Raw genomic sequence first — 23911 nt, forward strand, 5'->3', positions numbered from 1 at the left:
CCGTCAGCGCTTGACGATGCGGGCTTTCGCCTTCAACTCGCCGAGGTATTTTACGCTGAGCGCATCGGCCTTGTCGTCCGACTTGCCCTCGGCCTGGAAGACCATCTGCGCGACCTTGTCGTCCGATACTTCGCGCGAGGAACAGATGCCGATGAATTCGACGCCCCGCTCTGTTTCACGGACCGTGGTAGCGCCGCCGGTCTTTGTCTTCTTGATCTGGTCGGCCCATTCCGGCGGCAATTGGGGCGCGAGGACACGGCCGAGATCGCGAACGGTGACGTCCATCAGGCCCTTGGCGAACTGGTGCGTGTTCTCGCATCCGTTGAAACGGGCCCGCATCGCCTCGGCCTCACGCTTGCGCTTGCCCATTGTCGATTTCCGCTCGGCGGCGGGGACGACGAAGATAACCTGCTGCAGCATGTATTCGGTCGCGCTGGGCTTGTCGCCGCCTTTTTCCAGCATTCGCCGCACCATCTCCTGCTCGCTGGTGCCGCTGCCGCCCTGTTCGGCGCGGTACCGGGCGCCGAGCGCCTGGTTCCAGGCCATCTGCGCGCGGATGAATTCCTTGAAATGTTGCTTGGTCACCCCAGCCTGCGCCATAACGCCGTCCAGTTGCGAAACCTTCATCTTGTTGGAGGAAGCAAAACGCGCATAGGCTTCGTTTACCTGGCTGTCGCTGATGTTGATGCCCAACCGTTTCGCCTCGCCAAGCCGCAGGGTTTGCTCGATCATGTCATTGGCCGCATCGCCCTTGCGGCGCTGCAGGCGCAAAAAAGCTGCCCGACGCTTGATGTCGGCGGAGGTGATCGGCACATCGTTGACAACATAGGCGATCGTATTGGCGAAGGCCTGCGGCGTCGTCGCGGTGACGGAAACAGCGGTCATTGCGGCCAAAAGCGCAAATCCAGCCGAAAAAAAGTATTTCCTCATCGAAAGCATTTCGATTTCATCCCGGGCTAAATCTCTGGAGTGAATGCGACAATCCTGTGCCTGCTTTATACGGCGAAACGATGTCGGCTCGTGCAACCATCATTGCGTAGCGGCGGTCGAGGACCCGAAATCGCCAATCGTGCGGAACGAGATGTTGAAGCCGATGCTTTGCGAGGGGGTGGCGCCTTTGCTTGCCAGTGTCTCCGAAAATGTCATCAGATAGGTGAAGCATTCGTCCGCGTAGGAGAAACCTGCTCCCTTGCTGGCGATGTAATCGTCTTCAAGATTGTAGGTGCCGGAGCCGAACACGCTCCAGTTCTGACCCAACTTGAAGGTTCCGCTGAGCGAGGCCTCGTGGCGGTCTTTTTCGAAACCATAGAGAGGCTGGGCTTGAATGAAGGTATAGCTGGAGGCCAGCGAAACCGGAAATCCGCTATAGGCCGCGCGCACTTCGGTGCGGCGCGCTTCGAAGGTCTTTTCGTCGAAACGGCCGCCGACAGAGGCGGAAAAACCGCTGGGGCTGGCTATGCCCGCGAGGCCAACGAAATCCGATGTATCCGTTTCCAGCCCCGAATAGGCGCCGACGTTGGCCAGGTCGGGCGTATCGAAGGAATTGAGCCCGGCAAGCTGGTACGATTGACCAAATACGGCGTGGGTGGACCAGCCATTGTTGTAGCTGCCCGAATAACGCAGGCCGACATTGGCGCGGGTGCCGCCCTCGACGCGGTCGTAGCCGGAGAATTTATCGCGTTCGAACAGCGTCGTCGCATCGAAGACAAAGCTCTGCGCATCTTCGTTGGGAATTCCCAGTCCACCGACATATTGCTCGTTGGGGCGGGCGAAGGTCTGCACCATCGGTTCCAGTATGTGGCTGGAAGTGCCCATCGCAAACAGGATCGGATAGCGCAATTCCAGTCCGGCGGTGGCCATGAACCGGCTGAAGGTCGAGCGCGTGTCGGCTGTCGTGTCGATCAGCGGATTGTTGGCCATCGAGTTGACGGCCGCGATCGAACCTGTCGAAGCGTCGACGTAATTGGCGTCCGCCTGGAAGGCGAGCATCGGCGTGATCACCAGGCCGCCATCGGTTATGAAGGTACGTTTCCACTCCGCTTCGGCGGTGATGCGGCCGGAATCGCCTTCGAGGCCGCCGAGGCGCTGGACATCGGCAGTGCCGAGGGTAAACGCCCTATCCAGCGAGTCGCGGTGGAGCGCCCTGGCGTTGAGGTTGAAGGACAATTGGCCGCCGGCCAGCGGCGTTTCTGGAATGTAGGCATAGTCGAGCGAGGGAAGAACCCAGGGCTGCGACCTGTTTACCGACGAACTGGAACTGTCGAGAGCCGATTCCTGAACCTGGAAACGCATGGCGCGCAGGTCGAAATAGTTACGGTCGTTCAGGCCGGTCAGATACACTTCCGAACGATGGTAGTAGTCCTTATAGCCATCGATGTCATAGGTGTACGAGAAGTTCTTGTCGGTTTGGGCGAGGATGTCCCAGCCGAAATCCCAACGCGAATTGATGGCGAAATGGCCCTTGGTGCCCATCATGCCGCGGAACTTGGTCGGATCACCGGCCGCGCCGGAATCAACCGTATTGGCGTCGAATGCCTGAGGATCGTTCTGGTGGATACCGGCCATCTTCAGCGAGTATTCGCCGTTGTTGAATCGCTGGCGCCATTCGGCTTCACCCAAAAAGCCCTGCTTGGAATAATAGGTTCCCTTGGCCGTCAAATCGTAGGTGGGGGACAGCGCGAAATAATAGGGAACGGTAACTCCGACGCCCATCTCGCTCTTGTAGCGGATGCCGGGGATCAGGAAGCCGCTTTTGCGCTTGACCGTCGGATCGGCGATTTCGAACGCCGGCAGATAGGCAATGGGGAAACCGAAGAACTCGAAATTCGACTGCTCGAAACGGATCGTCTTCTTTTCGCCGTTCCAGATTACCTTGCGCGCCTTGATGCGCCACAGCGCGGGTTTGTTCGGTTTGTCCTCGCACGGTTCGCACGCGGTATAGACGCCGTTGTGGAACGTGGTGAGGATGCCGCCCATGCGCTCGGCGCTCTCGGCCGCCATGTAGGTCTTGTCGGGGGTTTCCACGCGCAGCGCGTTGATGAAGCCGTTGCCGAAATCGTCGGTGATATCGATATGTTCCGAATAAACCTTGGTGCCGTCGCTGTTGACCAGTTGGGCGTTGCCGCTGGCGACCAGCCGCTTGGACTTGCGGTCATAGGTAACGCGCTGGGCAACCAGACGATTGCCGGCATAGTCGATCTGTACCCCGCCGACAGCGGTGACGGTCTGGGCGTCGTTGTCATAGACCAGAGTGTCGGCTTCCAGCAGCATCTGCGAGCCGGGTTGAACCTCGGGCGCCAGCGCGGTCAGATCCTGGGCGAAGGCCGGAACTGCCGGGAAGGCGCAGGAAAAAAGGCAAGCCAAGGCCGTCGCGCCATAAAGATGCGTCAAACGGGCGGCCTTACGGCTACGCAACACAGCCCTTTCCACTAGCCATCTTCCTTGTACAGCAGGAACGTAACCCCAAAAAACATCGATACAACTACAGGGAACCAGGCAGCCACGACAGTCGGAACGAATCCGGCCACCCCGAAAGCCTTGACCAGGACCGATACGACATAAAGCAGAAACCCGGCAAAGACACCACCCAAAATCATTGTTGCCGACTGTCCCATTCTGGCAAACCGCATCGATACCGTCGCCGCGATCAGCGTCATTGCCAGAAGCAGGAAGGGCAGCGCCATCAGGGAATCAAACTGCATGGCGAAGGCATTTGCCCTAAGTCCGAAAGAGCGGGCAATATCAATCTTTCCCGGCAACTCGTAAAACGGGACCGTCTCGGGCCTTGCAAGTCGTTCCTGTACGAATTCCGGCTTGAGGTTGGTCGCAACGCGGTCTTCCGGCCGGCTCTCGGCAGCCTTGCCCTCCCGGAATATCTTGACGTCCTGCAGGTCCCAATAACCGTCGCGAAGATAGACGTGCCTTGCATCCTTCCGTTCGACGATGTTGCCTTCCTGATCGAAGATGAAAAACGAGGCGTCCGCCATCTCCAGGCCCTGGTTGAGGATGGCGTGGGCTCCGATGATGGTGTCGCCGGATGCCGTTTTTTGCCGTATCCACGGGGCCGATGCGGCGGAAATGGCGTTGGATTTGCCGGAACTGAGGCTGCTTTCCAATTGTTCGGAGCGGGAAAAGCCGTAGGCGGCGATCGGGTTGAGCACGCCGACCGACAGCACGCCGAACGCCAGCGCGCCGATGCAGCACGGCAGCAGGAACTGCCAGGCGGATATGCCGGCCGAGCGGGCGATGACCAGTTCGTATTTGCGGTTGAGCGAGACGAGCGTCGCCATGGCGGAGAACAGGCCGACGAACGGCACCGTCTGCAGCATGATCATCGGCACCCGAAAGGCCGAAATCATCAATCCCGTCTGGTAGGTGAAGCCGGGCAGGCGCGCCGTGCGCCCGGTCATTTCGGTAAAGTCGATCAGGAAGATCAAGGCAAAAATGCCAAGGAAAAACCACGCCGTGATTTTTGCATAGCGGAAGAAGAAGTATCGGCCGAGCGTCCAACCCATTATGCCGCTCCCTGGCGGGGGGTGGGACCGCCGAAGATACGGGTCCTGACGGCTGCCGCGTGCTTACGCAGGCTGCGTCCGGCGGCAAGGCTGGAGTCGATCCAGTTCATCGGCAGTTCCATGGTTTTCTGCGCGCGAATGAACAGGATAGATACGAGCGACGCCAGGATGGGGATCGCATACATCAGATAGCCGAGCACCGGCTCGCTCTTGGATTCGCCCTCGGCGAAAAAGGCAAGCCAGCGCACCACGAGGCAGATGACGATGGCCGTGATCAGGGGATGGATGCGCGCCTCGCGATGGGACTTGGCGTCGCCGGCGACCGCCAGGGCGATCAGCGCGAAGGCTATCGGGAAAAGCCATTCGGAGAAGCGCTTGTTGAGTTCGGTCTGGTAAAGATCGGGTTCCTGCTTGTAGACCGGGTCATTGGGATCGGGATTCAGCAAATATTGCGTCGTCTGGTCCTTCGGCAAGAGGATCTTGCCCGGATTGTTGGGGCTGAATGCCGAAAGGTCGAACGCGTAGGAGGTGAAGCGGATGACCGACACGTCGTCCGACGGCGACTTGCGGTGGACGACGCCGTCGTTCATCAGCAGCACCTTCTTGTCGCCGCGATCGATGACGGCGCCGGTCTTGGCGTAATAGATGAGATCGACGTTTGGCTGTCGCGAATCGGCGACAAAGATCCCGCCCAACCGGCCATCGGGCAATCGCTCGCCAATCTGCACGAAAAGCCCGTCATCGACCTTGCGGAACGTCCCTTCCTGAATAATCAGGGCGAGGAAGTCGGCGCGGGCCGATGCAATAAGGTCGCGGTTCTTCTGGCGCGCATAAGGATCGATGCCGTTGTGGATGACAAAGCAAAACAGGCCGGCGGCAATGGCAAGCAGCAAGATCGGCCGGACCACGGCGAGCCGTGAGGCGCCGGCGGCACTTATGATCACCAGTTCCGAATCGGCGTTCATCGTGCTCAGCGTCTGGGCTACCGCGACGACCAGCGCAAACGGCACGACGATCGGGATGATGGACGGCAGGATGAACGTGGCGAGTTGAAAGAATGTCAGTGCCGACTGGCCGCTATCGGTAACAAGATCGATGCGCGCCAGCACCTGCGTCGTCCAGACGATCGCCAGCGTCCACAGGAGCGTTCCCATGAAAAGCGCAAATGTGCGCCGCATGATGTAGCGTTCGACGACCTTCATTCAGTCTGGTTCTCGGCTGCATTCGACCGGCATCATGCCTCCGCACAAAGTATCTGTCCGGCGTCGCTTGCACAACCGGACTGGCCTGGGTTCCGTTGCACCCCAAGCGTGTCCCGGTAGGCCGCAGTGTCGGCAATATTGGATAAGGAAGGGAAAAGATAGATGGTTAACAGGCGGCCGCAGATAAAGGGGAGCGCAGGTCATGAGACAAATAGCCCTGACGCAAATCGCGCAAATTTGCCGCTGCGACCGTCCAACTATTGCCAAACGCCCCAAAACGACCAAATGTCGCGCTCCATTCAGCATTGTTCCGAAAGCCGACAGACATGAATACGCGCCCTTCCGTTTCCTTCGCCAAGTTCGCCGCTCCCACGAAAGGCAGTGTCTTTGTGCTGGCGGGCGAAAATGGGGCGCTTGGCGAAGCCGCGCGTGCCTGTGATCCGGGCCGGGTGCTCGATCGTGCGTTTCCTGCAGCGGGATTTTCCGCAAAATTCGCGAGCACGGTCGAGGTGCTGACGCCGGAGGGGACGACCCTCGACCGGCTCGTTGTCGTGGGGACCGGCAAGAAATCGCCGCTCGACGAGTATGACTGGCTGAAGCTCGGCGGCACCATCGCGGCCGCGTTGCGCAAGGCCGCGGAGATCGTGGTCGTCGTGGATGGTCCGGCTGGCGCGGCAGATGCCGCCAGCCTTGCGGCGGGCCTGCTGCTGCGCAGCTATGCGTTCGACAAATATAAGACCAAGAAGGACGAGGACGACGCCGAGGGCCGCGCCAAAAAGCCGGCCAAGGTGACCATCCAGTGCGCCGATCCCGCCAAGGCCAAGAAGGCTTTCGCCGACATGGAGGCGGTGGTCGACGGCGTTTTCCTGGCGCGCGATCTCGTCAACGAGCCGGCCAACACGCTTGGGCCGATCGAATTCGCCGAAAAGGCGAAGGAATTGACGGCGCTGGGCGTCAAGGTCGAAATCCTCACCGAGAAGGAAATGAAGAAGCTCGGCATGGGCTCGCTGCTGGGCGTCGCGCAGGGGTCGCCGCGTGGCGCGCGGCTGGCGGTGATGCAGTGGAACGGCGGCAAGGCCAAGGAAAAGCCCATCGCCTTCGTCGGCAAGGGCGTGACCTTCGATACGGGCGGCAATTCGATCAAGTCGGCTTCCGGCATGGAGGACATGAAGGGCGACATGGGCGGGGCCGCCGCTGTCACCGGGCTGATGCACGCGCTTGCGGCACGCAAGGCCAAGGCCAATGTCGTCGGCATTATCGGGCTGGTCGAGAATGCCGTCGACGGGCATGCGCAGCGCCCCGGCGACATCGTGACGTCCATGTCCGGCCAGACCATCGAGGTGCTGAACACCGATGCCGAAGGCCGTCTCGTGCTGGCCGACGCGCTTTGGTACTGCAACGATCGGTTCGAGCCGAAATTCATGGTCAACCTGGCCACGCTGACCGGGGCCATCATGGTGGCGCTGGGCCAGCACCATGCCGGCCTGTTTTCCAATGACGACGAACTGGCCGGGCAACTGAGCGCCGCCGGCCAGGCCACGCAGGAGCGAGTGTGGCGCATGCCGCTCGGTCCGGAATACGACAAGCTGATCGATTCGAAGAACGCGGACATGAAAAATATCGGCGGCCGTTTTGGCGGCGCCATCACCGCCGCTCAATTTCTCAAGCGCTTCGTCAAGGAAACGCCCTGGGCACATCTCGATATTGCAGGCACGGCGATCAGCGCGCCCTCCAGCGAGATCAACCACTCATGGGGCTCGGGCTTCGGCGTCAGGCTTCTGGACAGGCTGGTTCGCGACAATTACGAGCGCTGAATTGACCGAAGTTCTGTTCTACCACATGACCGAATCGACGCTTGAAGATGCGCTGCCGGGCCTTCTCGAGCGCAGCATCGGTCGCGGCTGGCGCGCGGTGGTGCAGACGGGCAGCGAGGAGCGGCGCGATGCGCTCGACCAGCATCTGTGGACGTTTCGCGACGATTCGTTCCTGGCGCATGGCACCGACCGGGAACCTTTTGCCGCGGACCAGCCGGTGCTGTTGACTACCGGCGAGGCCAATGACAACGGCGCGCAAATTCGTTTTCTGGTCGATGGAGCCGTGCCGCCGGACCTGAATGCCTACGAGCGGGCGGTGTTTCTGTTCGATGGCCATGATGCCGGCCAGGTGGAGGCGGCGCGCGGGCACTGGACGACGATGAAATCGGCCGGCCACGCCGTTACCTACTGGCAACAGGCCGCCGACCGACGCTGGGAGCGCAAGGCGTAAGGCGTTTTGCGCCACGCCTTTCTGGACAGGAAAAACGATGCGCCTTTTGTTTCTGCTGATCTTGCTGGCCGGGGTGGGGATCGGCGCGATCTATCCCTGGTCGCTGCGCAATTTTTCCGGTGCCGAGATCGGGACATGGCGGGTCTATGAGAACGGCCAGTTCAAGCCACAGGATGTTCAACTGAAAAGCACGCAAGCGCCGGTGCGCGTGCTGGTCGACCTGACCACCAATACCGACCGGATATTGTCTTCCGACCGTGCGGTTCTTACCCTCACGGCTGACCATGGCGGCAAGACGGCGCTTGCCTCCACCTTGAAATTCAGGGGCAATCCGACGCCGCGCGAGCAAAGCCCACAGATAACGGACCGGATTTTTCGCGACGAGGCGGGGCTCATTCCCGAAGTGAGCGACGGGGCTTACACATTTACGGTCGGGCAGGGCGACGCCGACGACATTCAGATCAAGGCTGTCGATCTCGTGCTGCGCTCGGGCGCTCAAGCGATCGATCCACGCCTGCAGCCGATCGGTTTCTCCTTGATCGCTATCGGCTTCATCGGCCTCGTGCTGGCGTTCCGGCACGGCCGGGGCGGGCGGCCTGAAAACCCGAACTCGCAACCGCCGCCGCGCTGGGGCAGGGGTGGCGGCTCGTCCTCGTAAGAGCCCGTTTGTTAACTCTACCCAGCCGGCCATCTGACGCAATTTTCTGCGCTTCCGGTGCTCACGTACTGGAGTACGCTCCGCTCCGGTTCTCGAAAATCACGCCATATGCCTCGGCTGGGCGAATTATCAAACAGGCTCTAAGATGAATTATCGCCACGCCTACCATGCCGGGAACTTTGCCGACGTCGTCAAGCACATCGTGCTGGTGCGGCTGATCGAGTACCTGAAACAGAAGGAAAAAGCCTTTCGCGTCATCGACACCCATGCCGGCACGGGTCTCACCGACCTTTCCTCGCAGGAGGCGCAAAAGACCGGCGAGTGGAAGGGCGGCATCGGCCGGTTGATCGACGCCGACATGAAAGCCGACGCGGCATCGCTGGTCGCGCCTTATCTGGCGGCGGTTCGGGCCGTTGGCGGCAACGCAATGAAGCGCTACCCCGGCTCGCCGCTGATCGCGCGACATTTGCTGCGCAAGCAGGACCGGCTTTCGGCGATAGAACTGCATCCCAAGGATGCGGCCAGGCTGAAGACGCAATTCGACGGGGATTTCCAGACCCGGGTGATGGAACTGGACGGCTGGCTGGCGCTCGGCGCCCATCTGCCACCGAAGGAAAAGCGCGGCCTGGTGCTGATCGATCCGCCTTTCGAGGAAGGGGGCGAGTTCGAGCGCCTCATCGATGGGCTGGCGCGGGCGTACAAGCGCTGGCCGGGCGGCATCTATGCGCTGTGGTATCCGATCAAGGATCGCGCTGCCGTCGCTGCCTTTCGCCGAAATCTGGCCAGGTCGGGGATTGCGAAAATCCTCGACGTAACCTTTGAAATCGCGCCGGCATCGCCGGTTCCAAGCCTGCACGGCAGCGGCATGGTCGTGGTCAACCCGCCTTTCACGCTGGAAAACGAGCTTCGCACCCTGTTGCCGGCCTTGCACAAGCTGCTGGTCGTGGAACAACCGGCGCATTGGGGACTTGAATGGCTGGCTGGTGAAATCGCCTGACGTTGCGGTGGCGAAATTTCGCGGCAGCTTGACCGGAACCGCGCGAATCCTCACAGTGCGCGCTTGCATCGAAAGAGATCAAGATGACTCGTTTTGCTACCTCCTTCCTCGCGGCGCTGCTCGGCGTCTGCGCTCCGCTCGCCGCCACGCCTGCGGCTTTTTCGGCCGATCTTCCGGGCTATGTCGACAATGGCGATTCTGGCGTCTGCGGGCAGCCCTGGGTGCTCAGCAAAATCACCCGGCGGTTCAATCATCAGGTACGCAACGTGCCGAACCTGCCGCAGGTGGCCATTACCGACTTCAGCCGCATCCATCAGCATCGCTACCTTCCGTCCGGCGACAACTGGCCGATCGGGCGGCGCTATTGCGGCGCTACCGTTTCGCTGACCAACGGTCATGACCGCACCATCTGGTACCTGATCGAGGAAGGTCAGGGCTATGCGTCGGTCGGCGACAATGTCGAATTCTGCGTCGCGGGCTTCGATCGCTGGATGGTCTATAACGGCCGTTGCCGCGTCCTGCGCTGAACGGGCGAATCCGATGGCCGGGCGAGGCCGGAAATTATTGCCGGCCGCGCTGGCGTTGGCCGTGTTAGGCTTGGCGGCGTGCGCACCGGCCGGCAACGACGCAAACGAGAGTGAAGCTGCGAAGGGCGCTTCGGCGCAAACCGACGCAGCCACGGTTCAGGGGAATGAAGCAACCTCTCCGCGCAAAAAGCCCGGTGTGCCGCAAGGTACCGGTTTTGATTTCTATGTTTTGTCGCTGTCCTGGTCGCCCAGTTATTGCGAGGCGGAAGGCGGCGACGCCAACCGGCAGCAATGCGGGTCCGGGCGTCCCTATGCCTTCGTCGTGCATGGGCTTTGGCCGCAATACGAGCGCGGCTATCCGCAAAAATGCGGGACGGACGAGCCGAAAATTACCAGTCAGACCCTGCGTGCGCTTTATGACCTGATGCCGTCGGCAGGCTTGATCCGGCATGAATGGCAAAAGCATGGAAGCTGCACAGGGCTGAGCCAGAGCGATTATTTCGACGTGCTTCGCGCCGCGCGCGAGAAAGTTGCCGTGCCTGCCGAGTTTCGACGGCTGGATGCCTACCGCACGCTCTCGCCGGAAGACGCGGAAGTGGCGTTCCTTCGCGCCAATGCCGGGTTGCCGCCCGATGGCATAGCCGTTACCTGCGACAGGCGCTTTTTGCGCGAGGTGCGAATCTGCATGACCAAGGATCTCGATTTTCGCGCCTGCGACGAGGTAGATCGGCGCTCTTGCCACAAGGCCAAGGTGGTGATGCCGCCCGTGCGCGGTGGATAAATTTCATGGCCGGACACTATCGCGTATCGTACGGACAAGCTCATCTTGCAATAACAGGCCCATTTCACAATAACAGGAACGTCACATGCCCAAGCTGCTTTATGCCTCCGCTTCGCCTTACAGCGCCAAGGTGCGCATGGCGGCCGCCTATGCCGGGATCGCCATCGATGCCGTGCCGGTCAAGACCAGCGAGCGGCCCGCGCAATTGATCGACGCCAATCCGCTGGGCAAGATCCCGACGCTGTTGCTGGACGATGGCCGCAGCCTGTTCGACAGCCGCGCCATTACGCAGTACCTCAACCGCAGTTCGAAAAACGCGCTGTTCCCGCGCAATCCGGACAAGCGCATCGACGCCGAGGTGCTTGAAGCGCTGGCCGATGGCATTTGCGACTGCGCCTTGTCGATCATCTACGAGCGCCGGCTTCGGCCGGAAGAAATGGTTTTCCAGCCATGGCTGGATGCGCAATGGACCAAGATTGCGGCCAGCCTCGACATGCTGAACGCCAATCCGCCAAAGCTGCCGAAGAAGATAACGGTTGGGCAGATCGCGCTGCGCGCCTGCCTGGCCTATATGAGCCTTCGCTTTGCCGGCGAGTGGGAAAAGGGCCGCAGCCGCCTGGCGCGCTGGGCCGTGCGGTTCGACGAGAAATTCCCGGAACTGAAGCCGTTCCTGCCTGCGTAGGGCGGAAGGCCATTTCAACACTTCGGCCCGATGCTCTAATTGACCGCAATGAAAAAGGCCGGGCTTTTCAGCCCGGCCTTTCGTCTTCAAGTGAAGCGCTTGGCTTAGAACTTCATACCGACGCCGAAGGTGATGCGGTTGTCACGCGAATCGACGCTACGCGTGCCGAACTGCGGCGTGGTGAAGTCCTTGCTGCCGTAATCGGTGTAACGATATTCGACACGGCCGAAGACATTGTCCGTCAGCTTGATGTCGGTACCGACGCCGGCCGTCCAGCCAACCATCGTGTTCTTGTCGCTGCCGAGGGCATCCGATACCTTCAGGCTCTGGGCCGCGCCGCCGGCCGTGCCGTAGAGCAGGATTTCAGGCGTTACGGCATAACCGAGACGGGCGCGAAGTGAACCCTCGAGGCCCGATTTGGATTCCGTCAGCGCGTCGTTACCCTTGACGCCATTATAGCCGACTTCACCTTCGGCACCGAACACGAAATTGTCCATCTGCCAGTTGTAGCCGACGAAGCCACTGCCGACGAAGCCATCGGTCTTGTAGCTGTCGCCGCCGTCATCGGTGCGGCCGCTGAAGCCGTAGCCGAGGTTGATACCGGCATAGGGACCGGCCCACGAGGCAATCGGCAGTTCGGCGATGGGCATCGGTGCCGGTGGCTCTTCCGAGACGACGTCTGCAGCAAAAGCAGGAGCGCCGGCAAAGGCGATGAGCCCAAGGGCCGCCGCGAGCGGCCGCGCAAATTTGAGATTAGCTTTCATATTGGTAACTCCTTGAGCCACGTACACAGGCTTTTTGACGTGAGCGCCCCCACTCGTCCGGGAGGAGAAACGGGCTGGCCGCTCATCGGTTCCAAATGTCGTGCTGAAATGCGGCTGAAGCGAACCTGAAAACAGGTCATTGCTTGGCGCCAATAAGGCAGAAATCGGGCGTTGCCGATTGGCAACAGAAAACGGGCCAAACCCTTAGGATGCACCGGATACAGGCGTCATTTCGGCGGCTTGCACGCCGATTTTTTAGGCCGATCGAGGCCCGTTGCCACAGTCTCGCCCGATTTATTGACGCTTTCTTACGCCTCGTTCGGGGCGTTAATCGCTATGCGTTGCGCCCGCAAAATCGCACTCCGACAAAAGCGCAGTCGTCGAATATGTCCGGCTTTCGGGTTTCCACCACGGCTGAGGCGGCTCCGGGAAGCGAAAGAACAAAGGCAAGGACGCGCCGGGCGACCGTTTCCTGCAACTCGACGTGCCGTTCGCCGGCGATCGAGCGGATGAAGTCGCAGATCCGGTCATAGTCGAGCGTGGCGGCGATCTCATCGATGGCGAAGCCCTGGCCTTTCATCGTCGCTTCCACGCTGACGATCAGCCGCTGGGGCGCCTGTCTTTCGTGGGCATGCACCCCGATGCTGATGGACAGTTCAAGGTCGCGCACGATGACCGTTCGTTCGGTGATTTCCATCGTCAATCCACCATGAAAGCGACGTCGCGCTGCAAGCCCATCAAATGCTGTCCGCCGTCGAGCGTGATGATCGAACCGTTGAGCGATTTGGTGTCCCAGATGAATTCGACCGCGCCGCCGATTTCCTGAAGGGTAGGGCCTTCGCCAGTCAGCGTGTGACGCCAGCTTTTCTCGAAATTCTCCGGCGACTGGTCGCCGCTGAGGAGGGTGACGCTGGGCGCGATCCCGCAGACGCGGACCTTGCGCCGAAAATGCATCGCCTGCATTTCGATAGCGCCTTTGAGCGCGACTTTGGCCAGGCTGTAGCTGAAATAGTCCGGATTGAGCGAAAATACCTTGCTATCCAGCATGTGCACGAGTGTGGCCTGCGGCGAGCCGTGAAGCGCCAGGTCGCGGCCAAGGACCATCGGCGCAATCAGATTGACAGCCAGAATCCGCTGGGCGGCTTCAGGGGAGAAATCCGACGGCGTATCGAAGTCGAACTGCGAGGCGTTGCACACGACCATATCGAGGCGGCCCATGCGCTGGACGATGTCCGGAACCAGGCTGGCTACTTGCACGGCATCGCCGAGGTCGGCTTCAAACAGATGAACGGCACCGACTTTGCCGCGCAATCGGCTGGCCAGTTGCTCAGCTTCATCCCCGGACGAACGATAGTGGATAGCCAGGTCGAAACGGGGGGCGAGACGGGTGGCAATCGCCGCGCCCAGTCGCCGAGCCCCGCCGGTGACAAGACATACGGGCCTTTGCTGTTCATCCACGGACAAAAGGCTCTGCTCCCTCGACGGCTATGACACTTGAATCATTGACACTAAAGATGGCTTCGCCCCCATTCGGTTCCCGCGAGGCATCCGTTCGAACGCGGGCATCGGGTATGTCAGCATCGTGCGGGCCTGCATGTCGACCGGGCTGTTGATCGCGCAAGCGGGCCTGTAATGTCGGGCATTGAGTCTTTCCAGACCAGCGAAAGTCGCGGAAACATCCCATATATGGCGCAATTCCCCCGGCGGTTGGTATAGGCGTTTGACCATGTACAAGTCGGTCCATCTTCAGTGCCTTGCCGACATGAAAGAAACGGAGACCATCGTGCGCTGCCTGTGGATTGACTATCGTACCTGCCCGGCAACTGCAACGCGCGGCCCGCAGCGTGGCCAGCGCTTGGCAATGGCAACAATTCAATGAACTCCGATACACCCGATAACAAGGCGCACCGCCTGTCAGCCGGCGACGACGTTCCCGATATCGACGTCGAGGAGGACGGCGTCGACGCCGCCCCCGAGGCGTCCGGCCCGGATGTTGCCTTTACGGCGATAGACTGGACCTCGCATGCCGGCGACGCCGATGGCATGGTCGGTGCGGAAGTCATCCAGACACTGGTCAAGCGCCTGCCCAATGCCCCCGGCGTCTATCGCATGATGAACGCGGCGGGCGACGTGCTTTATGTCGGCAAGGCGCGCAGCCTGAAGAAGCGCGTCACCAATTACGCGCAGGGGCGGTTCCACACCAACCGCATCGGCCGCATGGTGCGCGAAACGGTGACGATGGAGTTTGTCGTCACCCGCACCGAGATCGAAGCGCTGCTGCTCGAGGCGAATCTAATCAAGCGCTTGCGGCCGCGCTTCAATGTGTTGATGCGGGACGACAAGTCGTTTCCCTATATTCTGCTCACCGGCGATCATCCGTCGCCCGGCATCTACAAGCATCGCGGCGCGCGCTCGCGCAAAGGCGATTATTTCGGCCCGTTTGCTTCTGCGGGGGCGGTTGGACGCACCATCAATTCGCTGCAGCGGGCGTTCCTGCTGCGAAGCTGCACGGATTCGTTCTACGAAAACCGCACGCGCCCCTGCCTTTTGTTTCAGATCAAACGGTGCGCAGCCCCTTGTACCGGCGAAATCTCGCATGGCGACTATGCCGGACTGGTGGCCGAGGCCAAGGATTTCCTTTCCGGGCGCAGCCAGAAGGTGAAGACGGAAATTTCGGCCGCCATGCAGGAAGCGTCGGACGCACTCGATTTCGAGCGAGCCGCCATCTATCGCGACCGGCTGGCGGCGCTGTCGCATGTGCAAAGCCACCAGGGCATCAACCCGCATACGGTCGATGAGGCCGACGTATTCGCCATCCACCAGGAAGGCGGGCAGGTGGGCATCCAGGTGTTTTTCTTCCGCACCGGCCAGAACTGGGGCAACCGCGCCTATTTTCCAAAGGCCGATCCCGCGATGGAGGCTTCCGAGGTGCTGGGGTCGTTCATCGCGCAGTTTTACGACGACAAGCCGGCGCCGCGGATGGTCCTGCTTTCTCAGGAGGTCACCGAACAGGCGTTGCTGGCCGACGCGCTGTCGACCCGCGCGGGCCGCAAGGTCGCGGTTTCCGTGCCGCAGCGCGGCGAGAAAAAGGAACTGACCGACAACGCGCTGCAAAACGCGCGCGAGGCACTCGGCCGCCGGCTGGCCGAGACCTCGACGCAGACCCGCCTGCTTGCCGGTTTCGCGGAGACGTTTGGCCTGGAGCGGCCTCCGGTGCGCATAGAGGTCTACGACAATTCCCACATCATGGGCACCAATGCCGTCGGTGCGATGATCGTCGCAGGGCCGGAAGGCTTCGTGAAAAACCAGTACCGGAAGTTCAACATTCGTTCGACCGAGATCACCCCCGGCGACGATTTCGGCATGATGCGCGAGGTGATGGAGCGTCGCTTTTCGCGGCTTCTCAAGGAGCATGGCGATGTGGCTCCGGATGCAGTGGCAGGCGATGACGAAACGGCCGGGGATACGGGGTTCCCGGCGTGGCCCGATGTGATCCTGATCGACGGCGGGCAGGGCCAGATGACGGCGGTGCGGCAAATCCTGTCGGACCTCGGCATCGAAGACCGCGTCGTTGCCATCGGTGTCGCCAAGGGGCAGGATCGCGAGGCCGGCCGCGAGCGGTTTTTCGTGCGCGGCAAATCCTCATTTTCGCTGCCGGTGCGCGATCCGGTGCTTTATTTCGTCCAGCGCCTGCGCGACGAGGCGCATCGCTTTGCCATCGGCACGCATCGCGCCCGCCGCAAGAAGGAACTGGTAAAAAACCCGCTCGACGAGATCGGCGGCATCGGGCCAGGCCGCAAGCGCGCGCTGCTGCTGGCGTTCGGCACCGCCAAGGCGGTCAGCCGGGCAGCCGTCGAGGATTTGATGAAAGTGGACGGAATTTCCGAACGGATAGCAAAGCTGGTCTATAACCATTTCCATGAAAATTAGGGCTGTTCATAAAACGGGCGGCATTTCCGCCGATGCCGATGGCGTTTTCGTGGGAGCCGCCCGATTGTAGCCGATTTAAGCTGGCCGATCGATTTTCATCTGTTGACCCCTGCCGCCGCCTTCTGATTTGAGTACCGTGACAGAAAGAGTTTTGAAGACATGGCCAAGCCCGCATTCAATCTGCCCAACATGCTCACCTATGCCCGCATCGTCGCGGTGCCACTGGTGGTGGTGTGCTTTTTCATGGAAGGCCATTTGAAGTCGAGCGATTTCGCGCGCTGGTCGGCACTGGCCATTTTCCTTGTCGCCAGCATCACCGATTATCTCGACGGTTATCTGGCGCGCGCCTGGAAGCAGACCTCGAATATCGGCCGGATGCTCGACCCGATTGCCGACAAGCTGCTGGTGTCCACCTGCCTGCTGCTGCTCGCGGCCGACACCGACCGCCATGCAGGCATCGCCGGCTGGTCGCTATGGGCGGCGATCATCATCCTGTGCCGCGAAATCCTGGTATCGGGCCTGCGTGAATATCTGGCCGCGTTGAAGGTCAGCGTGCCGGTGACGCAATTGGCCAAGTGGAAGACCGCCATCCAGATGGTCTCCATCGCTTTTCTTCTCGCGGGCCCTGCCGGCGACAAGATATTCCCCTACACGACACAGACGGGTCTCGTGCTTTTGTGGGTGGCGGCTCTGGTCACGCTCTATACGGGCTATGATTATTTCCGGGCCGGCCTCAAGCACATCATCGACGAGTAGGGTTTTTGCGGTGAAACTCATCTATTTCGCATGGGTGCGCGAGCGGATCGGCAAGCCGGAAGAAGAAGTCGAACTGCCGAATGACATCGAAACCGTCGCCGACCTGTTGCGCTGGCTGAAAGGGCGCGGCGAGGAATATGAAAACGCGCTGCAATATCCCGACGTGATCCGCGTGGCCATCGACCAGGAGCATGTCGACCACCGCGAAAGAATCGCGGGCGCGCGCGAAATCGCGCTGTTCCCGCCGATGACCGGTGGCTGAGATGCCGGGCGCGGTCGTGCCGACGGTGCGCATCCAGGCGGAGGATTTCGAAATTGCCGCCGAGATCGCCAGGCTGACTGCCGGGCGGACCGATGTCGGCGCCATCGTTACCTTCTCCGGCCTATGCCGCGACGAGGCGGGCGCGCTTGTCGCGCTGGAACTCGAACATTATCCGGGCATGGCCCATGCCGAAATCAGCCGTATCGCCAATGAAGCGATTGAGCGCTGGGCCTTGCAGGGCCTTACCGCCATTCACCGCTTTGGGAAGATCAAGCCCGGCGAGAACATCGTGCTGGTGGTGGCGGCATCCTCGCATCGGCATGCGGCATTCGAGGCCGCCGGCTTCCTCATGGATTTCCTGAAGTCGCGCGCGCCTTTCTGGAAGAAGGAGCACCGCGTCGATGGGTCCGAAGGCGGCTGGGTGGACGCCAAGGAATCCGACGAGCAGGCCGCAGCCCGCTGGAAGCGTTAATCGATATTTACTTCAAACCCGAAGAATGCCCAGCGGCCGCCATGGATTGTCCTTATTCCTTGGGTCAAGTCGGCCCCGAAAAGGAGCTGATAATCCATGCTGGACAGGATCGCTGAACTCTTCATTTTCGGGTTTACGCCGCTTGTCATCGGCATGCTTGCCGTGCCGGGCGTTTCTGGTGCAACCGAGCAAGTCGTGCGCGGCGAAGTGCTGTATCGCGAGCGGATCGCGCTGCCGCCGAACGCGGTGCTTTCGGTGCAGCTTGCCGATGTTTCGCGAGCCGATGCGCCTGCCGCCATCCTTGGCGAGCAGAAGATCGTTCCAGCAGGCCAGGTGCCGATCAAATTCGAGATCAAGTTCGATCCGTCCGTCATCCAGACCAATATGAGCTACGCTTTGCAGGCGCGCATTACCGTTGATGACAAGCTCTGGTTCATCACCGATACGCGCCATCAGGTCGACCCGCTGTCGCGGGAGGCGCAGACCGTGATGGTCAGGAAAGTGGCGCAGCAGGACGAACCTGCGACAGCGCAGACGATTTACGGCAAGGATTGGGTGGCCGAGCAGGTCGACGGCGTGGAGACGTTGCCCGAGCGCCGCGCCACCTTCCGTATCGAGCAGACCGGTGCGATCACCGGCAAGGGCTTTTGCAACGGCTATTTCGCCAGCGCCAGGATCGATGGATCAAGTCTTGCCATCGGGCAGGCTGGCTCGACCCAGATGGCCTGCGCGCCGGAGTTGATGGCGGCGGACCACGCGCTGTTCGAGGCGTTCGACAAGGCAGCCTCCTACGAAGTCGGCGCGGATGGCCTCACCGTTGCGGATAAGGACGGTCGCGCCGTCCTGCGGTTCCGCGCGCTGTGACAGCGCGATCTTCGCCGCATGAAAAAGCCGAGGGTTTCGCCTCGGCTCTTTTGTTTCAGATCAGGCTGTTACGTCCTGATCGTCAGCTTTTGAATCAGCCGACGATTTCGGTGTCCGAGAACCAGTATTTGATCTCTTCGGCAGCGGTTTCGGGAGCATCCGAGCCGTGCACCGAGTTTTCGCCGATCGACAGCGCGTGCACCTTGCGAATGGTGCCTTCGTCGGCGTTGGCCGGGTTGGTGGCGCCCATCACTTCGCGGTTCTTGGCAATGGCGTTTTCGCCTTCCAGAACCTGCACGATCGTCGGCGCCGACGACATGAATTCCACCAGTTCGCCGAAGAAGGGGCGTTCCTTGTGGACGGCGTAGAAGCCTTCGGCCTCGCGGCGGCTCATCCACACGCGACGCGATGCGACGACGCGCAGGCCGGCATCTTCCAGCATCTTGGTGATGGCGCCGGTGAGGTTGCGCCGGGTAGCGTCCGGCTTGATCATGGAAAAGGTGCGTTCGAGCGCCATGGGAAGTCCTTCTGGATTGGATATTGGTGGGTGGCGGCTCTATACAAGCGTGCCGGCCCATTGCCAAGTGCCCGGCTCAGGGGGCCAGTTCAGGCCGTCGATTCGGAGGACGCTTTTGCCGATGAAACGCCATTTCATGATGTTTGCGGCCTATAACCAGTGGGCCAATAGCAGAATCTACGATGCCGCCGCCGATCTCAATGACGAAGAGTTCAGCCGTGACACGGGCGCGTTCTTCGGTTCGATGATGGGAACCTTGAACCACGTTCTGACGGCCGACAGGATATGGATGAAGCGGTTCACGGGAGAGGGCGATGCGCCGGCAAAGCTGGACGCCATTCTCCACCGCGCGTTTTCCGTTCTCAGGATGGCGCGCGAAACGGAGGATCGGCGAATCGTGGATTGGGTCGAAACGTTGGACGACAAGGCGCTATCCGGCCGCTTCACCTATATGACGGCGACCGACATGCGCACTATTTCGCAGCGACTTTCGCCGGCGCTTGGGCATTTCTTCAACCATCATACCCACCATCGCGGGCAGGCGCATATGATCCTGACGGTGCTCGGCAGGCCGTCCGTGTCGCTCGACCTCAGCTATTTCCAGAGGACGGAAGAAGGCAGAGCGTACGCGTGAGGGCTTGCGGTCGGGCAGCGTCCCGTGCAAAAGCCCCGCCATGCTGACCATCAACGATCTTTCGCTCCGTATCGCCGGGCGCCTGCTTCTCGACCATGCCTCGCTAACGCTGCCTGCGGGCGCGAAGGCGGGGCTTGTCGGCCGCAACGGCACCGGCAAGACCACGCTGTTCAAGGCCATCACCGGCGACCTGTCGTCCGAGACCGGCTCTGTCAGCATCCCGAAGCAGACGCGCATCGGCCAGGTGGCGCAGGAAGCGCCCGGCACGGAGGAGCCGCTGATCGAGATCGTGCTGAAGGCCGATGTCGAACGGACGGCGCTGCTGGAAGAAGAAAAGACGGCGACCGATCCCAACCGGATCGCCGATATCCATATGCGGCTTGCCGATATCGATGCGCATTCAGCCGAATCGCGCGCGGCCACCATTCTGGCCGGCCTCGGCTTTGACGACGAGGCGCAGCGGCGGCCGGCGTCGTCGTTTTCGGGCGGCTGGCGTATGCGCGTGGCGCTTGCCGCGGTTCTGTTCTCCGAGCCGGACCTGTTGCTGCTGGACGAGCCGACCAACTATCTCGACCTTGAAGGCACGCTGTGGCTGGAGAATTATGTCGCGAAATATCCGCACACCGTGCTGCTCATCTCGCATGACCGCGACCTGTTGAACCGTGCCGTCAATTCCATCGTCCATCTCGACCAGCAGAAGCTGACCTTCTGGCGCGGCGGCTACGACCAGTTCGAGCGGCAATTGACCGAGCAGCGGGAGTTGCAGGAAAAGGGCCGCGTCAAACAGGACATGGCGCGCAAGCATCTGCAGGCCTTTGTCGACCGTTTCCGCGCCAAGGCCTCAAAAGCCCGGCAAGCGCAGTCGCGCATCAAGGCGCTGGAGAAGATGAAGCCGATTTCGGCGCTGGTCGACGACCATGTGCGGCCGTTCCACTTCCCCGAGCCGGTCAAGACCGTGGCGTCGCCGATCATCGCGCTGGAAAAGGTCGATGTCGGCTACAAGACGGGCGAGCCGATCCTGAAGAAGATGACGTTGCGCATCGATGCAGACGATCGCATCGCGCTTTTGGGCGCAAACGGCAACGGCAAGTCGACCTTCGCCAAGATGCTCGCCGGCCGGCTGAAGGCCGAAACCGGCACGATGACGGTCGCACCCGGCCTGAAAGTGGCGATTTTCGCGCAGCATCAGATGGACGATCTGCGGCCGGAGGAAAACGCCTACGAACACGTGCGGCGGATGATGCCGGAAGCGCCCGAATCGAAGGTTCGCGGCAAGGTCGCCCAGTTCGGCCTGACCACCGAGAAGATGAACACGCCCGCCAAGGATCTGTCGGGCGGCGAAAAGGCGCGGCTTCTGATGGGGTTGGCGGCGTTTGACGGGCCGAACCTATTCATCCTCGACGAGCCGACCAACCACCTCGACATCGATAGCCGCGAATCGCTGATCCATGCGCTCAACGAGTTTCCCGGCGCGGTGATCCTGATCTCGCACGACCGGCATTTGCTGGAGGCGACGGCCGACCGGCTGTGGCTGGTCAAGGACGGCGCGGTCCACCCGTATGACGGCGATCTGGAGGACTACAAAACGCTGGTAACGGGCGTTTCCGGCGATCGCCGGGGCAAGCGCGAGGCGGACAAGGCGTCCAAGGCCGACCGCCGCCGCGAGGCCGCCGCGCGCCGGGCCGCACTGGAGCCGCTGGCCAAGGAAATCCGCGCCACCGAAGCGCTGATGGACCGGCTGCGCAAGCGCTCCGACACCATCGAGGACGAACTGGCCGACCCGGCGCTCTACGAAAAGGACCCGATCAAGGCGACGCGGCTTGCCAAGGAGCGGTCCGAGCTTGCCGCGCAGGTCAAGGGCCATGAAGAGCGCTGGCTGTCCATGTCGGCTGAATATGAAGAGGGGACGGCAGAGTAGGGGGCTTTTGTGGCCCTACAAACTCTGCCTGAAACACGCTAGTTTGCGGCTATGAACCAGCACGCCCCGCTTCGCATCGGCCATTCGGCCTGCCCGCACGATTGCCCGTCCACCTGCGCGCTTGAGGTCGAACTACTCGATGAGCGTACCATCGGGCGCGTGCATGGCGCGAAGTCCAACAGCTATACGGCCGGCGTCGTCTGCGCCAAGGTCGCGCGTTACGCCGACCGCGTCCACCATCCCGACCGGTTGCTCAAGCCGCTGATCCGTTCCGGGGCCAAGGGCGAGGGCGGCTGGAAAGAGGCAAGCTGGGAGGCGGCGCTCGATCTCGTCGCCGAAAAATTTATCGGGGCGGAAGAAAAATACGGCTCGGAAACGGTGTGGCCCTATTTCTACGCCGGTACGATGGGATTGGTGCAGCGCGACGGCATCGAGCGGCTGCGTCACGCCAAAAAATATTCGGGCTTTTTCGGCTCGATCTGCACCAACTTGGCCTGGACCGGCTGGATGATGGGCACAGGCAAGCTGGCCGGGCCTGACCCGCGCGAGATGGCGAAATCCGACTGCGTGGTGATCTGGGGCACCAATGCGGTGGTGACGCAGGTCAACGTGATGACCCACGCCATCCGCGCCCGCAAGGATCGCGGCGCCAAGATCGTCGTCATCGACGTCTACGAGAATGCGACGATGAAGCAGGCCGACATGGGCCTGATCGTCAAGCCGGGCACGGACGCGGCACTCGCCTGCGCCGTCATGCACATCCTGTTTAGGGAAGGCATGGCCGACCGCGCCTATCTCGAAAAATATACCGACGATCCAAAGGGACTGGAAGCGCATCTGGAGACCAGGACGCCGGAATGGGCGTCGGCCATCACCGGCCAGCCGGTCGCCGAGATCGAGGCGTTCGCGCGGCTGGTCGGCACGACCAAGAAGACGTTCTTTCGGCTAGGTTACGGCTTTTCGCGGCAGCGCAATGGCTCGGTCAACATGCATGCCGCGTCCTGCATCGCAGCCGTCACCGGTTGCTGGCAGTATGAGGGCGGCGGGGCGTTTCATTCCAATTCGGGCGTGCTGAAACTCAACACCGACCTGCTGGAAGGTTCGCGGCTGCGCGATCCGAAAATCCGCTATCTCGACCATTCGCGCATCGGGCCGGTGCTGGCGAATGCTGCGGACGCGCTTTATGGCGGGCCGCCGGTGACGGCGATGCTGATCCAGAACACCAATCCGGCCAATGTCGCGCCCGAGCAGCGGCTGGTGAAGCAGGGCTTTTTGCGCGAGGATCTGTTCACCTGCGTGCATGAGCAGTTCATGACCGATACGGCCAAGCTGGCCGATGTGGTGCTGCCGGCGACGATGTTTCTGGAGCACGACGACATCTACAAGGGCGGCGGCAACCAGCATGTCACGCTTGGTCCAAAGCTGATCGAGCCGCCGGAAGGACCGCGCACCAATCATTTCGTCATCGAGGAACTGGCCAAGCGGCTGGGCGTCGCCGACATGCCGGGCTTTGGCATGACCGAGCAGCAGCATATCGACGTCATGCTCGAGAAGAAGGGCCTCGGCAGTTTCGCGACTTTCAAGGAGCAAAAATGGGCGGATCTGCAACCGCCCTTCGAGGAGGCGCACTACATCAACGGCTTTGGTCATGCCGACGGCAAGTTCCATTTCAAACCGAACTGGACCGGGCAGTCGGCCCCGAACAGACCGCCCCGGTCGATGGGCGTGTTCGGCCCCTATGAACGGCTGCCGGAATTCCCCGACCATGTCGATCTGATCGAAGTGGCGGATGAGGCGCATCCGTTCCGGCTGGCGACCTCGCCGGCGCGGAATTTCCTCAATTCGAGCTTTACCGAGACACCGGTTTCCATCGCCAAGGAAGTCAGGCCGCAGCTTTTGATCCATCCGCAGGACGCGGCTCTGTTCGGGCTGGCCGACGACGACCGTGTCGAGATCGGTAATATGCGTGGCGAGGTGGTGCTGCACGCAAAGCTGTTCGAAGGCGTGCGGCGTGGCGTGGTGATCGCGGAAGGTGTGTGGCCGAACAGCGCCCATGAGCGCGGCGAGGGCATCAACGTGCTGACCGGATCGGATGCGCCCGCGCCCTATGGCGGTGCGCCGGTTCACGACAACAAGGTGTGGGTGCGGGCGGCACCTGCCCAATAGGC

Annotated in this window: 24 protein-coding genes; 16 read left to right on the forward strand and 8 right to left on the reverse strand. The window is 61.5% G+C overall.

The genetic code is table 11. The features are described from left to right. Positions 1-3: 3 nt before the first annotated feature. From ACX3P1_RS11035 to lptF, 4 genes are all read right to left on the reverse strand, one after another. Positions 4-939: a SurA N-terminal domain-containing protein gene (locus tag ACX3P1_RS11035; RefSeq protein WP_459079617.1), complete on the reverse strand. Its 936-nt coding sequence runs from the start codon at positions 937-939 to the stop codon at positions 4-6. A 90-nt stretch (positions 940-1029) separates the two neighbouring features. Next, positions 1030-3429 carry an LPS-assembly protein LptD gene (locus ACX3P1_RS11040; RefSeq protein WP_459079618.1) on the reverse strand — a complete coding sequence of 800 codons (2400 nt, stop codon included), beginning with the start codon at positions 3427-3429 and terminating at the stop codon, positions 1030-1032. Beyond that, on the reverse strand, positions 3429-4517 hold the full coding sequence (gene lptG / locus ACX3P1_RS11045; RefSeq protein WP_459079651.1) for an LPS export ABC transporter permease LptG: 1089 nt from the start codon (positions 4515-4517) through the stop codon (positions 3429-3431). The genes ACX3P1_RS11040 and lptG overlap by 1 nt, the downstream gene beginning before the upstream one ends. After that, on the reverse strand, positions 4514-5716 hold the full coding sequence (lptF, locus tag ACX3P1_RS11050; RefSeq protein WP_459079619.1) for an LPS export ABC transporter permease LptF: 1203 nt from the start codon (positions 5714-5716) through the stop codon (positions 4514-4516). Before lptF ends, lptG begins: the two co-directional genes overlap by 4 nt. Positions 5717-6042: 326 nt before the next feature. Between lptF and ACX3P1_RS11055 the strand changes: the two genes are divergently transcribed. The 7 genes from ACX3P1_RS11055 (at position 6043) to ACX3P1_RS11085 (ending at position 11626) form a co-directional block, all read left to right on the forward strand. Next, positions 6043-7530, forward strand: coding sequence for a leucyl aminopeptidase (locus ACX3P1_RS11055; protein WP_459079620.1), 1488 nt, complete (start codon positions 6043-6045; stop codon positions 7528-7530). Position 7531: 1 nt separating this feature from the next. Further along, positions 7532-7981 (forward strand): DNA polymerase III subunit chi, encoded by a 450-nt coding sequence (locus ACX3P1_RS11060; protein WP_459079621.1) that lies wholly within the window; start codon positions 7532-7534, stop codon positions 7979-7981. 37 nt (positions 7982-8018) lie between these two features. Beyond that, positions 8019-8639: a hypothetical protein gene (locus ACX3P1_RS11065; protein WP_459079622.1), complete on the forward strand. Its 621-nt coding sequence runs from the start codon at positions 8019-8021 to the stop codon at positions 8637-8639. A gap of 145 nt (positions 8640-8784) precedes the next feature. Then, entirely contained in the window at positions 8785-9636 is an 852-nt protein-coding gene (locus ACX3P1_RS11070) for a 23S rRNA (adenine(2030)-N(6))-methyltransferase RlmJ (RefSeq protein ID WP_459079623.1), read from the forward strand. Positions 9637-9719: 83 nt separating this feature from the next. Further along, positions 9720-10163: a hypothetical protein gene (locus ACX3P1_RS11075; RefSeq protein WP_459079624.1), complete on the forward strand. Its 444-nt coding sequence runs from the start codon at positions 9720-9722 to the stop codon at positions 10161-10163. A gap of 13 nt (positions 10164-10176) precedes the next feature. Then, complete coding sequence (locus ACX3P1_RS11080; protein ID WP_459079625.1) at positions 10177-10944, forward strand: ribonuclease T2 family protein; 768 nt, start codon at positions 10177-10179, stop codon at positions 10942-10944. Positions 10945-11029: 85 nt separating this feature from the next. Next, entirely contained in the window at positions 11030-11626 is a 597-nt protein-coding gene (locus tag ACX3P1_RS11085; RefSeq protein WP_459079626.1) for a glutathione S-transferase, read from the forward strand. 104 nt (positions 11627-11730) lie between these two features. On the opposite strand, the gene ACX3P1_RS11090 is transcribed toward ACX3P1_RS11085, so the two are convergent. The 3 genes from ACX3P1_RS11090 to ACX3P1_RS11100 all read right to left on the reverse strand — a co-directional run bounded on the left by ACX3P1_RS11090 (position 11731) and on the right by ACX3P1_RS11100 (position 13848). After that, entirely contained in the window at positions 11731-12390 is a 660-nt protein-coding gene (locus ACX3P1_RS11090) for an outer membrane protein (protein WP_459079627.1), read from the reverse strand. Positions 12391-12724: 334 nt separating this feature from the next. Continuing rightward, positions 12725-13087: a dihydroneopterin aldolase gene (locus ACX3P1_RS11095; protein WP_459079628.1), complete on the reverse strand. Its 363-nt coding sequence runs from the start codon at positions 13085-13087 to the stop codon at positions 12725-12727. Between the two features lie 2 nt (positions 13088-13089). Then, entirely contained in the window at positions 13090-13848 is a 759-nt protein-coding gene (locus ACX3P1_RS11100) for an SDR family NAD(P)-dependent oxidoreductase (protein WP_459079652.1), read from the reverse strand. 268 nt (positions 13849-14116) lie between these two features. On the opposite strand from ACX3P1_RS11100, the gene ACX3P1_RS11105 reads away from it, so the two are divergent. The 6 genes from ACX3P1_RS11105 (at position 14117) to ACX3P1_RS11130 (ending at position 18674) form a co-directional block, all read left to right on the forward strand. Beyond that, the gene (locus tag ACX3P1_RS11105) at positions 14117-14269 is read left to right on the forward strand and encodes a hypothetical protein (RefSeq protein WP_459079629.1); all 153 of its coding nucleotides are present in this window, start codon (positions 14117-14119) and stop codon (positions 14267-14269) included. Continuing rightward, complete coding sequence (gene uvrC / locus ACX3P1_RS11110; protein WP_459079630.1) at positions 14266-16320, forward strand: excinuclease ABC subunit UvrC; 2055 nt, start codon at positions 14266-14268, stop codon at positions 16318-16320. The genes ACX3P1_RS11105 and uvrC overlap by 4 nt, the downstream gene beginning before the upstream one ends. Before the next feature lie 159 nt (positions 16321-16479). Beyond that, entirely contained in the window at positions 16480-17076 is a 597-nt protein-coding gene (pgsA, locus tag ACX3P1_RS11115; protein WP_459079631.1) for a CDP-diacylglycerol--glycerol-3-phosphate 3-phosphatidyltransferase, read from the forward strand. Further along, complete coding sequence (gene moaD, locus ACX3P1_RS11120; protein WP_459079632.1) at positions 17033-17338, forward strand: molybdopterin converting factor subunit 1; 306 nt, start codon at positions 17033-17035, stop codon at positions 17336-17338. The genes pgsA and moaD overlap by 44 nt, the downstream gene beginning before the upstream one ends. A 1-nt stretch (position 17339) precedes the next feature. Continuing rightward, positions 17340-17810, forward strand: coding sequence for a molybdenum cofactor biosynthesis protein MoaE (locus tag ACX3P1_RS11125; RefSeq protein WP_459079653.1), 471 nt, complete (start codon positions 17340-17342; stop codon positions 17808-17810). 96 nt (positions 17811-17906) lie between these two features. Further along, positions 17907-18674 carry a YbaY family lipoprotein gene (locus ACX3P1_RS11130; protein WP_459079633.1) on the forward strand — a complete coding sequence of 256 codons (768 nt, stop codon included), beginning with the start codon at positions 17907-17909 and terminating at the stop codon, positions 18672-18674. Between the two features lie 94 nt (positions 18675-18768). On the opposite strand, the gene ndk is transcribed toward ACX3P1_RS11130, so the two are convergent. Further along, positions 18769-19191: a nucleoside-diphosphate kinase gene (ndk, locus tag ACX3P1_RS11135; protein WP_459079634.1), complete on the reverse strand. Its 423-nt coding sequence runs from the start codon at positions 19189-19191 to the stop codon at positions 18769-18771. Positions 19192-19312: 121 nt separating this feature from the next. On the opposite strand from ndk, the gene ACX3P1_RS11140 reads away from it, so the two are divergent. Genes ACX3P1_RS11140 through ACX3P1_RS11150 form a run of 3 tightly spaced genes read left to right on the forward strand, consistent with a single transcriptional unit; the run spans position 19313 to position 23909 of the window. Continuing rightward, a complete protein-coding gene (locus tag ACX3P1_RS11140) occupies positions 19313-19825 on the forward strand; it encodes a DinB family protein (protein ID WP_459079635.1) in 513 nt (170 codons plus the stop codon). A 40-nt stretch (positions 19826-19865) separates the two neighbouring features. Beyond that, positions 19866-21743, forward strand: a complete 1878-nt coding sequence (locus ACX3P1_RS11145) for an ABC-F family ATP-binding cassette domain-containing protein (RefSeq protein ID WP_459079636.1) — start codon at positions 19866-19868, stop codon at positions 21741-21743. A gap of 51 nt (positions 21744-21794) precedes the next feature. Further along, positions 21795-23909 (forward strand): molybdopterin oxidoreductase family protein, encoded by a 2115-nt coding sequence (locus ACX3P1_RS11150; protein ID WP_459079637.1) that lies wholly within the window; start codon positions 21795-21797, stop codon positions 23907-23909. Positions 23910-23911 lie beyond the last annotated feature (2 nt).

It is taken from the genome of Mesorhizobium sp. A623, from assembly GCF_054489405.1.

Bases quoted from the DNA above. Each gene is read 5' to 3' on its own strand.
- uvrC (WP_459079630.1), top strand. From the start codon at position 14,266: ATGAACTCCGATACACCCGATAACAAGGCGCACCGCCTGTCAGCCGGC.
- ACX3P1_RS11075 (WP_459079624.1), top strand. From the start codon at position 9,720: ATGACTCGTTTTGCTACCTCCTTCCTCGCGGCGCTGCTCGGCGTCTGC.
- ACX3P1_RS11085 (WP_459079626.1), top strand. From the start codon at position 11,030: ATGCCCAAGCTGCTTTATGCCTCCGCTTCGCCTTACAGCGCCAAGGTG.
- ACX3P1_RS11065 (WP_459079622.1), top strand. From the start codon at position 8,019: ATGCGCCTTTTGTTTCTGCTGATCTTGCTGGCCGGGGTGGGGATCGGC.
- ACX3P1_RS11140 (WP_459079635.1), top strand. From the start codon at position 19,313: ATGAAACGCCATTTCATGATGTTTGCGGCCTATAACCAGTGGGCCAAT.
- moaD (WP_459079632.1), top strand. From the start codon at position 17,033: ATGATTATTTCCGGGCCGGCCTCAAGCACATCATCGACGAGTAGGGTT.
- lptF (WP_459079619.1), bottom strand. From the start codon at position 5,716: ATGAAGGTCGTCGAACGCTACATCATGCGGCGCACATTTGCGCTTTTC.
- ACX3P1_RS11145 (WP_459079636.1), top strand. From the start codon at position 19,866: ATGCTGACCATCAACGATCTTTCGCTCCGTATCGCCGGGCGCCTGCTT.
- pgsA (WP_459079631.1), top strand. From the start codon at position 16,480: ATGGCCAAGCCCGCATTCAATCTGCCCAACATGCTCACCTATGCCCGC.
- ACX3P1_RS11130 (WP_459079633.1), top strand. From the start codon at position 17,907: ATGCTGGACAGGATCGCTGAACTCTTCATTTTCGGGTTTACGCCGCTT.
- ACX3P1_RS11070 (WP_459079623.1), top strand. From the start codon at position 8,785: ATGAATTATCGCCACGCCTACCATGCCGGGAACTTTGCCGACGTCGTC.
- ACX3P1_RS11055 (WP_459079620.1), top strand. From the start codon at position 6,043: ATGAATACGCGCCCTTCCGTTTCCTTCGCCAAGTTCGCCGCTCCCACG.
- ACX3P1_RS11150 (WP_459079637.1), top strand. From the start codon at position 21,795: ATGAACCAGCACGCCCCGCTTCGCATCGGCCATTCGGCCTGCCCGCAC.
- ACX3P1_RS11095 (WP_459079628.1), bottom strand. From the start codon at position 13,087: ATGGAAATCACCGAACGAACGGTCATCGTGCGCGACCTTGAACTGTCC.
- ACX3P1_RS11035 (WP_459079617.1), bottom strand. From the start codon at position 939: ATGCTTTCGATGAGGAAATACTTTTTTTCGGCTGGATTTGCGCTTTTG.
- ACX3P1_RS11125 (WP_459079653.1), top strand. From the start codon at position 17,340: ATGCCGGGCGCGGTCGTGCCGACGGTGCGCATCCAGGCGGAGGATTTC.
- ndk (WP_459079634.1), bottom strand. From the start codon at position 19,191: ATGGCGCTCGAACGCACCTTTTCCATGATCAAGCCGGACGCTACCCGG.
- ACX3P1_RS11090 (WP_459079627.1), bottom strand. From the start codon at position 12,390: ATGAAAGCTAATCTCAAATTTGCGCGGCCGCTCGCGGCGGCCCTTGGG.
- ACX3P1_RS11105 (WP_459079629.1), top strand. From the start codon at position 14,117: ATGTACAAGTCGGTCCATCTTCAGTGCCTTGCCGACATGAAAGAAACG.
- ACX3P1_RS11080 (WP_459079625.1), top strand. From the start codon at position 10,177: ATGGCCGGGCGAGGCCGGAAATTATTGCCGGCCGCGCTGGCGTTGGCC.